At 64.2% G+C, this 12,954-nt stretch carries 13 protein-coding genes; 9 read left to right on the top strand and 4 right to left on the bottom strand.

Annotation, left to right across the window (positions count from 1 at the left end):
- Positions 1-293: 293 nt before the first annotated feature.
- Positions 294-1,283 (top strand): BMP family lipoprotein, encoded by a 990-nt coding sequence (locus NKH63_RS18465; RefSeq protein WP_352484655.1) that lies wholly within the window; start codon positions 294-296, stop codon positions 1,281-1,283.
- 67 nt (positions 1,284-1,350) lie between these two features.
- Here NKH63_RS18465 and NKH63_RS18460 read toward each other — a convergent pair whose 3' ends face one another.
- Positions 1,351-1,560: a SlyX family protein gene (locus NKH63_RS18460; RefSeq protein ID WP_031194007.1), complete on the bottom strand. Its 210-nt coding sequence runs from the start codon at positions 1,558-1,560 to the stop codon at positions 1,351-1,353.
- 181 nt (positions 1,561-1,741) lie between these two features.
- Between NKH63_RS18460 and NKH63_RS18455 the strand changes: the two genes are divergently transcribed.
- Genes NKH63_RS18455 through deoA form a run of 6 tightly spaced genes read left to right on the top strand, consistent with a single transcriptional unit; the run spans position 1,742 to position 7,913 of the window.
- On the top strand, positions 1,742-3,274 hold the full coding sequence (locus NKH63_RS18455; RefSeq protein ID WP_023719006.1) for an ABC transporter ATP-binding protein: 1,533 nt from the start codon (positions 1,742-1,744) through the stop codon (positions 3,272-3,274).
- Positions 3,271-4,410, top strand: coding sequence for an ABC transporter permease (locus NKH63_RS18450; RefSeq protein WP_352484653.1), 1,140 nt, complete (start codon positions 3,271-3,273; stop codon positions 4,408-4,410). Before NKH63_RS18455 ends, NKH63_RS18450 begins: the two co-directional genes overlap by 4 nt.
- Position 4,411: 1 nt before the next feature.
- Positions 4,412-5,383, top strand: a complete 972-nt coding sequence (locus tag NKH63_RS18445) for an ABC transporter permease (protein ID WP_352484652.1) — start codon at positions 4,412-4,414, stop codon at positions 5,381-5,383.
- Positions 5,384-5,389: 6 nt separating this feature from the next.
- Positions 5,390-5,782 (top strand): cytidine deaminase, encoded by a 393-nt coding sequence (gene cdd, locus NKH63_RS18440; protein WP_023719008.1) that lies wholly within the window; start codon positions 5,390-5,392, stop codon positions 5,780-5,782.
- Positions 5,779-6,597: a purine-nucleoside phosphorylase gene (locus NKH63_RS18435; protein ID WP_023719009.1), complete on the top strand. Its 819-nt coding sequence runs from the start codon at positions 5,779-5,781 to the stop codon at positions 6,595-6,597. The genes cdd and NKH63_RS18435 overlap by 4 nt, the downstream gene beginning before the upstream one ends.
- Positions 6,597-7,913, top strand: coding sequence for a thymidine phosphorylase (deoA, locus tag NKH63_RS18430; protein ID WP_352845521.1), 1,317 nt, complete (start codon positions 6,597-6,599; stop codon positions 7,911-7,913). The genes NKH63_RS18435 and deoA overlap by 1 nt, the downstream gene beginning before the upstream one ends.
- Positions 7,914-7,916: 3 nt before the next feature.
- Here the strand turns inward: deoA and NKH63_RS18425 are convergent, their stop codons facing one another.
- The 3 genes from NKH63_RS18425 to NKH63_RS18415 all read right to left on the bottom strand — a co-directional run bounded on the left by NKH63_RS18425 (position 7,917) and on the right by NKH63_RS18415 (position 10,318).
- Entirely contained in the window at positions 7,917-8,477 is a 561-nt protein-coding gene (locus NKH63_RS18425; protein ID WP_023719011.1) for a TIGR02281 family clan AA aspartic protease, read from the bottom strand.
- A 100-nt stretch (positions 8,478-8,577) separates the two neighbouring features.
- Complete coding sequence (gene upp / locus NKH63_RS18420) at positions 8,578-9,207, bottom strand: uracil phosphoribosyltransferase (RefSeq protein WP_023675320.1); 630 nt, start codon at positions 9,205-9,207, stop codon at positions 8,578-8,580.
- 136 nt (positions 9,208-9,343) lie between these two features.
- Positions 9,344-10,318, bottom strand: coding sequence for an adenosine deaminase (locus tag NKH63_RS18415; RefSeq protein WP_352484651.1), 975 nt, complete (start codon positions 10,316-10,318; stop codon positions 9,344-9,346).
- Between the two features lie 168 nt (positions 10,319-10,486).
- Between NKH63_RS18415 and ubiE the strand changes: the two genes are divergently transcribed.
- The gene (gene ubiE, locus NKH63_RS18410; RefSeq protein ID WP_352484649.1) at positions 10,487-11,263 is read left to right on the top strand and encodes a bifunctional demethylmenaquinone methyltransferase/2-methoxy-6-polyprenyl-1,4-benzoquinol methylase UbiE; all 777 of its coding nucleotides are present in this window, start codon (positions 10,487-10,489) and stop codon (positions 11,261-11,263) included.
- A gap of 70 nt (positions 11,264-11,333) precedes the next feature.
- Entirely contained in the window at positions 11,334-12,908 is a 1,575-nt protein-coding gene (gene ubiB / locus NKH63_RS18405) for a 2-polyprenylphenol 6-hydroxylase (protein WP_352494675.1), read from the top strand.
- Positions 12,909-12,954 lie beyond the last annotated feature (46 nt).

The following is a 12,954-nucleotide window of genomic DNA, read 5'->3' as shown; positions in this document are numbered from 1 at the left end:
CCACAACCCCCCCCTGTTTTGGCGCGCCGGCGGACCCGGGGCCCACCGCCCCAATCCCGCCCCCCCGCCCCTCTTTTTTACCCCCACAGCCAAAAATTATTTGGGTGGGGCCCCCGGTGCGGCCCCCCACGCTTTTCCAACAGGTCAAAATTCCACGTGAATTTTGTTTCGGGCCGTGCCAGATTGGCCCGAAGCGGGAGGAAGACACTCCTGCCTGACGCCGAATGCCTGCCGGAGAACCGGGCCGGCATGCGGTGCATAATGGACAAATAACCGACAGGGGTGTGGATCACATGAAACGTATCGTTCTCGGCCTTATGGCCGCAGCTGCAATGGTTCTTCCGGCCTTCGCCGCGGACATTCAACCCGCGATCCTCTACGATCTCGGCGGCAAGTTCGACAAGTCGTTCAACGAGGCGTCCTTCAACGGCGCCGAAAAGTTCAAGACCGAGACCGGCATCCCCTATGTGGAATTCGAGGTCAGCAACGCCACCCAGCGCGAGCAGGCGCTGCGCCGCTTCGCCGAGGATGGCCGCAATCCGATCGTCATGGCGGGCTTCTCCTGGTCGGATGCGCTTGACAAGATTGCCACGGAATTCCCCGAGACCAAATTCGCCATCATCGACATGGTCGTCGACAAGCCCAATGTCCGCTCCCTCGTCTACAAAGAGCAGGAAGGCTCCTATCTCGTCGGCGTGATGGCGGCGATGGCTTCGAAGTCGAAGAAGGTCGGCTTTATCGGCGGCATGGATATTCCGCTGATCCGCAGATTCGGCTGCGGCTTTGTCGGCGGCGCCAAAGCGGCCGGCGCCACCGACGTCATCCAGAACATGACCGGCGATACGCCCGCAGCCTGGAACGATCCCGCCAAGGGCGGCGAGATCGCCAAGACGCAGATCGACCAGGGCGCCGACGTGATCTATGCTGCGGCTGGCGGCACCGGTGTCGGTGTGCTGCAGGCGGCGGCCGACGCGGGCAAGCTCGGCATCGGTGTCGATTCCAACCAGAACGGCTTGCAGCCCGGCAAGGTGCTGACCTCCATGGTCAAGCGTGTCGACGTTGCCGTCTACAACACCTTCATGGATGCCAAGGACGGCAAGTTCACGGCCGGCATCAATGATCTCGGCCTCAAGGAAGGCGGCGTCGACTACGCCATGGACGACAACAACAAGGCGCTTGTCGACGATGCGATGAAGGCAGCGGTCGAAAAGGCCAAGGCCGACATCATCGCCGGCACCATCAAGGTGCACGACTACATGTCGGACAATGCCTGCCCGTATTGATCGACAGACATTGCTGAGCTGACGAGCCGTCGGGTGAAAGCCCGGCGGTTTTGCATTGTCAGGCCGCTCACCAGTGCGGCGGCTTGGTCACCGGCACGTCGGGTGCGGCCTGTTCCTCCAGCGCCAGGAAGCGCTCGGCCAGCGCGTCGAGCTTGCGCTGCATGCGCTCGATCACCTTCCACTGCTCGGCGATCTGGCCGGACAGTTCCTCGATGGTCTTCTCCTGCTCGGCGGCGCGGATTTCCAGCGTCGTCAGCCGGTCGTCGGGCATGGTCATTTGAATTCCTCGATCAGGCGATTGTGCAGGGTGCGGCCACGTTGGAAATTGACAAGCATGACGGGATTTGTCGAGAGTGAACCGTGCTCCGGCCAATTGGCACAGACCCAATTGGCACAGACTGGGCGTCATGCTAGGCGTTTGACCAAGCGGTAAAAAAATAACAGTGGGAACAGGCTGCATGGCGCAAGCCGCAATCGAGCTGATCGGCATCGACAAGAGCTTTGGCGCCGTGCGCGCCAACCGCGACATCAATCTGGAAATTACGCGCGGCACCATCCATGGCATCGTCGGCGAAAACGGCGCCGGCAAGTCGACGCTGATGTCGATCCTTTACGGCTTCTACCAGGCCGACAGCGGCGAAATCCGTGTCGGCGGCCAGCCGGCATCGATCAAGACACCGAACGATGCGATCGCGCTCGGCATCGGCATGGTGCATCAGCACTTCATGCTGGTCGACAATTTCTCGGTGCTGGAAAATGTCATTCTCGGCGCCGAAAGCGATGCGCTGCTGAAGAAAAGCATCGCCAAGGCGCGTTCCGAGCTGGAGCGGCTCGAGCGCGAATACGGGCTCGAAGTCGATCCGGACGCCATCATCGAGGAGTTGCCAGTCGGCCTGCAGCAACGCGTCGAAATCCTCAAGGCGCTCTATCGCGGCGCCGAGATCCTGATCCTCGACGAGCCGACGGGGGTGCTCACGCCGGCCGAGGCCGACCACCTGTTCCGTATCCTCAGGCAGCTGAAGGAGCAGGGCAAGACGATCGTGCTGATCACCCACAAGCTGCGCGAGATCATGGCGATCACCGACACGGTCTCGGTGATGCGCCAGGGCACCATGGTGGCGACACGCGAAACCAGGAAGACCACGGTCGAGGAGCTGGCCGAGCTGATGGTCGGCCGGCGCGTGCTGCTGCGCGTCGAGAAAGGCGAGGCGAAGGCCGGCGGCGTCAAGCTCGCGGTCAAGAACCTGACGGTCAAGGATTCCCGCGGCGTCACCATGGTCGACGACGTCTCCTTCGATATCCATGCCGGCGAGATCGTCGGCATTGCCGGCGTCGCCGGCAACGGACAATCCGAACTGCTCGAGGCGATTTCCGGCATCAGGCGCGCCGTTTCGGGTTCGGTCACGTTGGACGGCAAGCCGATCGACCTCACCGGCGCCGCCGATCCCGGTGAACTGCGCGAGCGCGGCCTTGCCCATGTGCCGGAGGACCGCCATCATGTCGGCCTGGTGCTGGCCTTCGAGGAGAACGAGAATTCGATCCTCGGCTACCAGGACGACGAGCGCTATCTGAAGGGGCCGTTTCTCGACATCGACGCCATCCGTAACGATGCCAGGGACAAGATCGTCAAATACGACATCCGACCGGCGGACTGCCGCCTCAAGACCGCCAATTTCTCCGGCGGCAACCAGCAGAAGATCGTGCTGGCGCGGGAAATGGAGCAGGATCCCGGCGTGCTGATCGTCGGCCAGCCGACGCGCGGCGTCGATGTCGGCGCCATCGAATTCATCCACAAGCGCCTAATCGCGATGCGCGACCAGGGCAAGGCGGTGCTGGTGGTTTCGGTCGAGCTCGACGAGATCCGCTCGCTTTCCGACCGCATTCTGGTGATGTTTGCCGGCCGCATCGTCGGCGAGCGCGGCCCCGACGCGACCGAGGGCGAACTCGGCCTGCTGATGGCCGGCGTCGAGCACCGGGAGGCCGCGGAATGAGCACTCCCTATGCCAAGCTGCCGGCCTGGGCCGATTATGTGCTGATCCCGCTGATCAATCTGTTCGTCGCCTTCGTCGTTGCCGGTTTCGTCGTCATATTGGTCGGCGAGAACCCGCTGCGTGCTGCGGTCATCCTGGTCGAGGGTGCCTTCGGTCGCGGCCAAGGCATCGCGTTCACGCTTTTCTATGCCACCACCTTCATCTTCAGCGGGCTGTCGGTGGCGGTTGCGGCGCATTGCGGCCTGTTCAACATCGGTGGCGAGGGCCAGGGCTATATCGCCGGTCTCGGTATCGGCATCGTTTGCCTGGCCTTCGACAGCGTGCTGCCTTGGTGGCTGACCTTCCCGATCGCCATTATCGCCGCCGCGGCGATGGGCGCGCTGTGGGCGCTGATCCCGGCCTATCTGCAGGCCAAGCGCGGCTCGCACATCGTCATCACCACCATCATGTTCAATTTCATCGCCGCCAGCGTCATGGTCTATGCGCTGGTGGGCATGCTGAAGCCGCCCGGCTCGATGGCGCCGCAGACGCGCACCTTCCTCGAAGGCGCACAATTGCCGAAGCTCAACTGGATCATCGAATTGTTCGGCGCCAAAATCCGTTCGGCGCCGTTCAACGTCAGCTCGCTGCTGGCGCTGGCCATGGCCTTTCTGGTGTGGGTCCTGATCTGGCGCACCAAGCTCGGCTACGAGATGCGTACCTACGGCCACAGCCCGAAAGCGGCGCGCTATGCCGGGATTTCGGAAATCCGCATCATCATCATTGCGATGATGATCTCGGGCGCGCTGGCCGGCATGATGGCGCTCAACCCGACGATGGGCGACCAGCACAATGTCGCGCTCGAATTCGTTTCGGGCGCCGGTTTCGTCGGCATCGCGGTGGCGCTGATGGGGCGACTGCACCCGGTCGGCATCGTGCTTGCCGCAATCCTGTTCGGCATGCTCTACCAGGGCGGCGCCGAGCTCGCCTTCGAGATGCCGGCGATCAGCCGCGACATGATCGTCATCATCCAGGGCCTGGTCATCCTGTTCGCCGGCGCGCTCGAGCATATGTTCCGGCCCTATGTCCAGGCGCTGTTCGCCTCGCTCAGCCCGAGATCGGTCGGCATGGAAGCGGTCAAGGGGAAGGGCGCCTGAGATGGATTTCTTCAACGCCATCGTACAGGTCCTGGACTCGACCATCCGTCTGTCGGTCCCCTTGCTGCTCGCCTGCCTCGCCGGCCTCTATTCAGAGCGGGCCGGCGTCTTCGACATCGGGCTCGAAGGCAAGATGCTGGTTGGGGCCTTCGCCGGTGCCGCCGCCGCCTCGGTCTTCCACTCGGCCTATCTCGGCCTCGGCATGGCCATCCTCATTTCGGTCGCCTTCGCGCTGATCCATGGCTTTGCCTCGATCACCCACCGCGGCAACCAGATCGTTTCCGGTGTCGCGATCAATTTCATTGCCGCCGGATCGACGATCATGCTCGGCCAGGCCTGGTTCCAGCAAGGCGGGCGCACGCCGGCGCTGGCCGCCGGCGAGCGCTTCGAGACAATCATCTGGCCGGGCGCGGATGCGCTCAGGAGCATGCCGATCCTCGGGCCGATCTATTCGGAACTCATCTCCGGCCACTCAGTGCTGGTCTATCTCGCCTTCCTGGCCGTGCCGTTCACCTGGTGGGTGCTGTTCCGCACCCGCTTCGGCTTGCGCCTGCGCGCCGTCGGCGAGAACCCGGCCGCGGTCGATACCGCCGGCATATCGGTCGCCTGGCTGCGCTATCGGGCGCTGATCTGCACCGGCGTGCTCACCGGCATTGCAGGTGCCTACCTGTCGATGGTGCAGAATGGCGGCTTCGTGAAGGACATGACCGCCGGCAAGGGCTACATCGCGCTGGCCGCGCTGATCTTCGCCAAATGGAAACCGGTCAACGCCATGTTCGCCTGCCTGCTGTTCGGCTTCCTCGACGCGGCGTCGATCCGCCTGCAAGGCACGCCGCTGCCGCTGATCGGCAAGGTGCCGGTGCAATTCATGCAGGCGCTGCCCTATGTGCTGACCGTCATCCTGCTTGCAGGCTTCATCGGCAAGGCAATCCCGCCGCGTGCCGGCGGCGTGCCTTATGTCAAGGAACGCTGATTTATCATGGCTCGTGATCTGTTCGAAGCGGCGAAAGCCGCCATGGCCAAGGCCTATGCGCCCTATTCGAAATTTCCGGTCGGCGCGGCGTTGCGCACCGAGGACGGCCGTGTCTTCACCGGCGCCAATGTCGAGATCGCGTCCTATCCGGAGGGCTGGTGCGCCGAAACCACCGCGCTCGGCCACTACATCATGGGTGGCGGCGGCAAGATTACGGAAATCGCCGTGATCGCCGAACGCGTGGCAAAATGCTCGCCCTGCGGCGGCTGCCGGCAGCGGCTGGCTGAATTCTGCCGGCCGGAAACGAAGTTCTATCTCTGCGATGATAGCGGCGTGGTCGAGACCGTGACCATGGGCGAGTTGCTGCCATACGGCTTCCAGGGCGATGTGTTGAAATGAAGGAAGCACTCGATCACCTCGTCGAAAGGCTGGACGGGCTGGCGCCGACCACTGCGCTGGTGCTGGGATCGGGGCTTGGCGGGCTTGTCGACAAGGTCGAGGATGCGGTGCGCATTTCCTATGCCGACTTGCAGGGCTTCCCCAGAAGCGGCGTCAGCGGCCATGCCGGCGAGGTGGTGGCGGGGCTCTTTGCCGGCACGCCGGTGCTGATGCTGTCCGGTCGCGCACACTATTACGAGCACGGCAACGCGGCGGCGATGCGGCCTGCACTCGAGGTGCTCGCCGGCCTCGGCATCTCCAGGCTGATCCTCACCAACGCCGCCGGTTCGGTCGATCCCGGGATGGGCCCGGGCTCGGTGATGCTGATCACCGACCACATCAATTTCTCAGGCTCCAACCCGCTGATCGGCGAGCCGAGCGACCGCCGCTTCGTCGGCCTGACCGAAGCATACGACGCCGGTCTCCGCTCCGCCATCGAGCAAGCCGCGAAGGCCACCGGTACCAGGCTGCACAAGGGCGTCTACATGTGGTTCTCCGGCCCATGCTTCGAGACGCCGGCCGAGATCCGCATGGCTCGCATCATGGGCGCCAACGCGGTCGGCATGTCGACGGTGCCGGAGGTCATTCTCGCCCGCTTCCTCGGGCTGCGCGTCGCAGCCTGTTCGGTCGTCACCAACCTTGCCGCCGGCATGACCGGAGCCGAGCTGTCGCACCAGGAGACCAAGGACATGGCGCCGGTCGGCGGCGCGCGGCTGGCGACCATTCTGCAGCGTGTTTTTCAGGACGGGCTTCCGGAGCACAGGGTAGACGCCTGATGCTTCCCCAGGAAATCATCCGCCGCAAGCGCGACGGTCAAAAACTCTCGGCTGAGGAGATATCGGCTTTCATCGAGGGCCTGACCGCCCGCACCGTTACCGACGCGCAGGTCGGCGCCTTCGCCATGGCGGTGTTCTTCAACGGCATGAGCCGCGACGAGGTGGTGGCGCTGACTATGGCGATGCGCGATTCCGGCGATGTGCTCGACTGGTCGGATCTGCCCGGCCCGGTCACCGACAAGCATTCGACGGGCGGCGTCGGCGACAATGTCTCCTTGATGCTGGCACCGATCGTCGCTGCCTGCGGCGCCTATGTGCCGATGATTTCCGGCAGGGGCCTCGGCCATACCGGCGGCACGCTGGACAAGATGGATGCCATCCCCGGCTACATCAGCCAGCCGGATGTTGCACGCTTCCGCAAGACCGTGCTCGAAACCGGCTGCGCCATCATCGGCCAGACCGCCGACCTCGCACCCGCCGACGCCAGGCTCTACGCCATCCGCGATGTGACGGGAACGGTGGAATCGGTGCCGCTGATCACCGCTTCGATCCTGTCGAAGAAGCTGGCGGCCGGCATCAATTCGCTGGTGCTCGACGTCAAGGTCGGCAACGGCGCTTTCATGGAGAAATCGCGCGATGCAACGGTGCTGGCCAACAGCCTGGTCGACGTCGCCAATGGCGCCGGCCTTAGGGCCTCGGCGCTGGTCACCGGCATGAACGAGCCGCTGGCGTCCGCTGCCGGCAATGCGGTCGAGCTGCGCAACGCCGTCGACTTCCTCACCGGCCGCTTCCGCGACCGGCGGCTGGAGGAAGTGACGCTGGCGCTGGCCGCCGAGATGCTGCAATCGGCAGGCCTGGTGCCGTCCAACCAGGACGGCCTGCGTCGCGCCGCCGAGACGCTGGCCGGCGGTCGCGCCGCTGCCATCTTCGCGCGCATGGTGGCGGCACTTGGCGGTCCCGCCGATTTCATCGAGAATCCGGAAAAATATCTGCCGAAAGCGGCAACGGAATTCGCCGTCAAGGCGAGCGCGAACGGCTTTGTCACCGGCATAGCAACCCGCGAGATCGGGCTTGCCGTGGTCGGGCTTGGCGGCGGGCGGACGCGGCCGGACGACAGGATCGATCACGCCGTCGGCGTCACCAGGCTGCTGCCGGTCGGCGCTGAAGTGCGGACCGGCGAGGCGCTGGCGCTGGTCCATGCCCGCAATGCCGGGGATGCCGAGGCGGCCGCGGCCGCCGTGCTTTCGGCCTATACGATCGGGACTTCCAAACCGGCCGCGGAGAAAACCGTCATCCGGCGGATCCTGCCGCGCTGATAGTCACTGAACCAGCAGCAGCGTGCCGTCTTCGACCTGATATTTTTCGAGCCGCTGCAGAAAGCTCATGCCGATCAGGTTGGTGTGCAGCGCCCTGTCGTCGAGTACGACGGCCTCGACGCCCTCGACGGTGATCCTGCCGATCTGCAGGCGGTCGATCGTCACCACGGCGGCCTTGATCGCACCGTTGGCGGTGTTGACCTGATGGCTGAAGTCGGTCGAATTGAGCGAGATGCCGATCCTGCGCGCGGTCGAGCTGTTGATGGCGACGAGCGTCGCACCGGTATCGATCATGCCTTCGATCTGGCGGCCGTTCAACTTGAAGACCGACATGAAATGCCCGCGCGCGTCCGCGGTGACGACGACCTTGCGGCCGAGCGGCTGCGGCGTCGCCGGCCTGTCCGGGACGGCGGCGAGGTTCAGGTCGGTTTGGGTGTCGGCCGGCTTGGCTCCGATGGCGGATTTCAACAGCCGCTCGATCGTCTGTGGATTCGACTGATAGACGATCGGCAGCGATGCCGACGTTCCGGCAAACACGCCAAGGATGAGAAGCTTGCGCAGCATGGACCGGCCTTTGTGGTTGCCGATCCTTAGTCCGACAAGGTGTTTGCCGCTTTAACGAATGCGGAAACCAGCCGTTTGCGTAAACAATCGGTAAACGGACCTATTTGGTGCCGTACATACGGTCGCCGGCATCGCCGAGGCCGGGCATGATGTAGCCCTTCTCGTTGAGTTGGCGGTCGATGGAAGCGGTGAAGACCGGAACATCGGGATGCGCCTGGGTAAAACGCTCGAGGCCCTCTGGTGCCGCCAACAGGCAGAGGAAGCGGATGTTGGTGGCGCCGCGGCCTTTCAGCTTGTCGATCGCCGCGATCGCCGAATTGGCGGTCGCCAGCATCGGATCGACGACGATCACCAGCCGGTCGGCGAGGTCGCCCGGCGCCTTGAAGAAATATTCGACCGCTTCCAGCGTCTCATGGTCGCGGTAGAGGCCGATATGGGCGACACGCGCCGCCGGCACCAGATCGAGCAGGCCTTCGAGCAAGCCGTTGCCGGCGCGCAGCACGGAGGCGAAGACGAGTTTCTTGCCCTCCAGCGTCGGCGCCTCCATCGTCTCGATCGGCGTCTCGATCGTCGTCGTGGTCAGTTCGAGGTTGCGGGTGACCTCATAGCCGAGCAGTAGCGAGATCTCGCGCAGCAGCCGCCGGAACCCGGCCGTCGAGGTTTCCTTCTTGCGCATGATGGTCAGCTTGTGCTGGACAAGCGGATGGTCGACGACGGTGACGCCCTTCATGGTGTTCTCCGAACTGCGCAGGTGAATAGTGAATGGTGTATGGTGAATAGTGAATAGTGAACTGGTTTGCGAGTCCTTGGTTGCGCGGAAAAACTCGCGGTTGACGGACCGAAGCGCCAGGCTCGCAATTCACCATTCACCTGCCCTTGGCGCCGAGCCTGCCCAGCAGCGCCGCCCTGGTCTTCCTGTCGACGAAAGCTGCCTCGATGGCCGTCCTGGTGACGGCGGTGAGCGCCTTGTCATCCATCGCAAAATGTTCGGCGGCGATGTCGTATTCGCGCTTCAGCGAGGTCCAGAAATAGGGTGGGTCGTCGGAGTTGAGCGTCACCTTGCAGCCCGCCGCCCTCAAAGCAGGAAAGGGATGGTTGGCGAAGCTGTCGAAGATTTTCAGGGCGATGTTGGAGCCGGGGCAGCATTCGAGCACGACGCCTTCGTCGGCGATGCGCCGCACGAGATCGGGGTTCTCGATGGCGCGCACGCCGTGGCCGATGCGAGAGGGGCGGATATGGTCGAGTGCCGCCTCGACGCTCTCCCAGCCCATCAATTCGCCTGCGTGCACGGTGATGCCGAGGCCGGCCTCGCGGGCGATCTCGAAGGCCCTGACATAATCTTCCAAATCGCCAATCCGCTCGTCGCCGGCGACGCCGAAGCCGGTGACCAGCGGATGCCCGCTGCGGGCGGCGAAACGCGCCGCCCGCTCGATCGATTCGACACCGAAATTGCGCACGCCGGTGACGATCATGCGGCCTTCGATGCCGGTCTTCGCCTTGGCGCGGGCCATGCCTTCGCCGAGCGCATCGGTATAGGCCTTCGGCGACAGCCCGGCCTTGCCGGCATGGTCGGGCGAGGTGAAAACCTCGGAATAGATGGCGCCGTCGCGGGCGAGGCTGGTCAGGTAGTGATCGGCCAGCCGCGCATAGTCTTCTTCGGTGCGGAACAGGTCGGAGGAGAAGTCGTAGGCGGCGAGGAAAGAGGTGAAATCGTGCCAGACGAAGGAGCCGTTCTGGATATAGGGCGAGGCATCCCTGCCGTATTTCTCGGCCTGGCGGAGGACGAGTTCAGGCGCCGCTGCCCCTTCGATGTGGCAGTGCAGTTCTGCTTTCAAAGGCATTCAATTATCCCGTCAGGCCTTTTTCTTACGACGCAGGTTCTGGTCGGAAAACCGTGCGACGCTTTTCCGGAACCTGCTTCGAAGCGCGGCCGAACACCGCGCCTTAAACAATAGCGCCCGCACCATCGATCGGCTATGGTCCCGCCGATTTTATGGCGGATCAAAACGATGTCGGTTGAAAGAACCACGGCTGCGGGCGGCATGGAAACTTCCTATGGTTTCAAGCGGGTAGGGCCAGGCGACAAGCAGCCCCTGGTCAATGATGTTTTCCACAAGGTGGCGAACCGGTACGACCTGATGAACGACCTGATGTCGGCCGGGTTGCATCGGTTGTGGAAGGACGCCATGGTCGCCTGGCTCAATCCACCGAAGCGGCCGGGCTGGCGCGTTCTCGACGTTGCCGGCGGCACCGGCGACGTCGCCTTCCGCATCGTCGAGGCGAGCGCCAGGCACGCCCATGCAACGGTTCTCGACATCAACGGCTCGATGCTCGCCGTCGGCCGCGACCGAGCCGAGAAAAAGGGCCTGTCGGCAAATACCGATTTCGTCGAGGCCAATGCCGAGGAACTGCCTTTTGCCGACGCTACTTTCGATGCCTACACCATTGCTTTCGGCATCCGCAACGTGCCGCGCATCGATGTGGCGCTTGCCGAAGCCTATCGCGCGCTGAAGCCTGGCGGGCGCTTTCTCTGCCTTGAATTTTCCGAGGTCGAGATGCCGCTGCTCGACAAGGTCTATGAGGCATGGTCGTTCAACGCCATCCCGCGGATCGGCAAGGCGGTGACCGGCGACGGCGAGCCCTACTCCTATCTGGTCGAATCGATCCGCAAATTTCCCAACCAGCAGAATTTCGCGGCGATGATCTCGCGCGCGGGCTTCGAGCGCGCCTCATTCCGCAACTATTCCGGCGGCATCGCCGCGCTTCATTCGGGCTGGAAGCTTTGAGGCTGGCCCGCATTTTCATAGCCCGACGTGCCTTTCGCCAGTTCAGGAAACCGGCAAGGCAAAGCCAGCCATGAGCAGCATAGGCGCTGGTTTCAGGCTCGTGCGGGCCGGCTGGGTGCTGGTCCGCGAGGGTGTCATCGCGGCGTTGCCCGGCGACGAACTCTTCGGCCTGCCGAAATTCGGCTGGCGCATGGCCCGGCTGTTCACCCGCCGCCGCGCGCTTGCCTACGAGCGCGGCGACCGGCTGGCCAAGGCGGTCGTGCGGCTCGGCCCATCCTACGTCAAGCTCGGCCAGTTCCTGGCGACGCGGCCGGACGTCGTCGGCAACGACATAGCGCTCGATCTCGCCATGCTGCAGGACAAGATGCAGACATTTCCGAAGGCCGAAGCCATAGCGGCAATAGAGGCCTCGCTCGGACGCAAGGTCGGCGAGCTCTATGCCAGTTTTGGCGAGGCCGTCGCCGCCGCCTCGATCGCCCAGGTCCATACCGCCGAAACCCTGCAGGACGGCGTCGTTACCCGGGTGGCGGTGAAGGTCATCCGGCCGGGCGTGCGCCGCCGCTTCTTTCGCGATCTCGAGAGCTATTTCCTCGCCGCCCGGCTGCAGGAAAAATACATCCCGTCGTCGCGCCGGCTGCGGCCGGTCGAGGTGACCGAGACGCTGGCCCAGACCACCAAGATCGAAATGGATTTGAGGCTGGAGGCGGCGGCTTTTTCGGAGCTCGCCGAAAACACCAAGGACGATCCCGGCTTTCGCGTGCCGTCGGTCGACTGGGAGCGCACCGGCCGCGATGTGCTGACCATGGAGTGGGTCGACGGCATCAAGATGAACGATATTGTCGGCCTGACCGCCGCCGGCCACGACCTGAAGGCGATCGCCGCCAATCTGGTCCAGTCGTTCCTGCGCCATACGCTGCGTGACGGTTTTTTCCACGCCGACATGCATCCGGGCAACCTGTTCGTCGAGGCCGACGGCACCATCGTCGCCGTCGACCTCGGCATTGCCGGCCGGCTCGGCAGGAAGGAGCGCCGGTTCCTCGCTGAAATCCTCTACGGCTTCATCACGCGCGATTATCAGCGCGTCGCCGAGGTCCATTTCGAGGCCGGCTACGTGCCGCGCCAGCACAATGTCGCGGCCTTCGCCCAGGCGATCCGGGCGATCGGTGAACCGATCCACGGCCAGCCTGCCGAGACAATCTCGATGGCCAAGCTGCTGACGCTTTTGTTCGAAGTGACCGACCTCTTCGACATGGCGACGCGGTCCGAGCTGGTGCTGCTGCAGAAGACCATGGTCGTCGTCGAAGGCGTCGCCCGCACGCTCGACCCGGCCTTCAACATGTGGAAGACGTCGGAGCCGGTGGTGAGCGGCTGGATTGCCCGCAACCTCGGCCCGCGCGCCCTGCTGGCCGATGCGCGCGACGGTGCCAGTGCGCTGCTGGCGCTGGCCCGCCAGGCGCCGGACCTCGCCGCACGCACCGAGCGGCTGTCGCGCGAGATCGACCTGATGGCCGAAAACGGCCTGCGTTTCGACGAAAGGACCGCGCGCGCGATCGGCAAGGCCGAGGCGCGCTACACCCGCTCCGGCCGGCTGGCGCTGTGGGTGATCGCTCTGACGCTGCTGTATATCGCCTGGAAGCTGCTCTAACGCCTTGTTGTCGCTTGATTGCATTGATATCATTGCTTGCAGCGAT

The organism is Mesorhizobium sp. M0960 (assembly GCF_040319055.1).
Taxonomy (GTDB): domain Bacteria; phylum Pseudomonadota; class Alphaproteobacteria; order Rhizobiales; family Rhizobiaceae; genus Mesorhizobium.
The sequence above is the reverse complement of the archived record's forward strand: the minus strand, read 5'-3'. Positions and strand labels throughout refer to the sequence as shown.

What these genes read in the sequence shown, in the direction of transcription:
- NKH63_RS18445 (WP_352484652.1), top strand. Translation starts at nt 4,412, where the DNA reads ATGGATTTCTTCAACGCCATCGTACAGGTCCTGGACTCGACCATCCGT.
- cdd (WP_023719008.1), top strand. Translation starts at nt 5,390, where the DNA reads ATGGCTCGTGATCTGTTCGAAGCGGCGAAAGCCGCCATGGCCAAGGCC.
- ubiE (WP_352484649.1), top strand. Translation starts at nt 10,487, where the DNA reads ATGTCGGTTGAAAGAACCACGGCTGCGGGCGGCATGGAAACTTCCTAT.
- NKH63_RS18460 (WP_031194007.1), bottom strand. Translation starts at nt 1,560, where the DNA reads ATGACCATGCCCGACGACCGGCTGACGACGCTGGAAATCCGCGCCGCC.
- NKH63_RS18415 (WP_352484651.1), bottom strand. Translation starts at nt 10,318, where the DNA reads ATGCCTTTGAAAGCAGAACTGCACTGCCACATCGAAGGGGCAGCGGCG.
- NKH63_RS18450 (WP_352484653.1), top strand. Translation starts at nt 3,271, where the DNA reads ATGAGCACTCCCTATGCCAAGCTGCCGGCCTGGGCCGATTATGTGCTG.
- upp (WP_023675320.1), bottom strand. Translation starts at nt 9,207, where the DNA reads ATGAAGGGCGTCACCGTCGTCGACCATCCGCTTGTCCAGCACAAGCTG.
- NKH63_RS18425 (WP_023719011.1), bottom strand. Translation starts at nt 8,477, where the DNA reads ATGCTGCGCAAGCTTCTCATCCTTGGCGTGTTTGCCGGAACGTCGGCA.
- NKH63_RS18435 (WP_023719009.1), top strand. Translation starts at nt 5,779, where the DNA reads ATGAAGGAAGCACTCGATCACCTCGTCGAAAGGCTGGACGGGCTGGCG.
- NKH63_RS18455 (WP_023719006.1), top strand. Translation starts at nt 1,742, where the DNA reads ATGGCGCAAGCCGCAATCGAGCTGATCGGCATCGACAAGAGCTTTGGC.
- deoA (WP_352845521.1), top strand. Translation starts at nt 6,597, where the DNA reads ATGCTTCCCCAGGAAATCATCCGCCGCAAGCGCGACGGTCAAAAACTC.
- ubiB (WP_352494675.1), top strand. Translation starts at nt 11,334, where the DNA reads ATGAGCAGCATAGGCGCTGGTTTCAGGCTCGTGCGGGCCGGCTGGGTG.
- NKH63_RS18465 (WP_352484655.1), top strand. Translation starts at nt 294, where the DNA reads ATGAAACGTATCGTTCTCGGCCTTATGGCCGCAGCTGCAATGGTTCTT.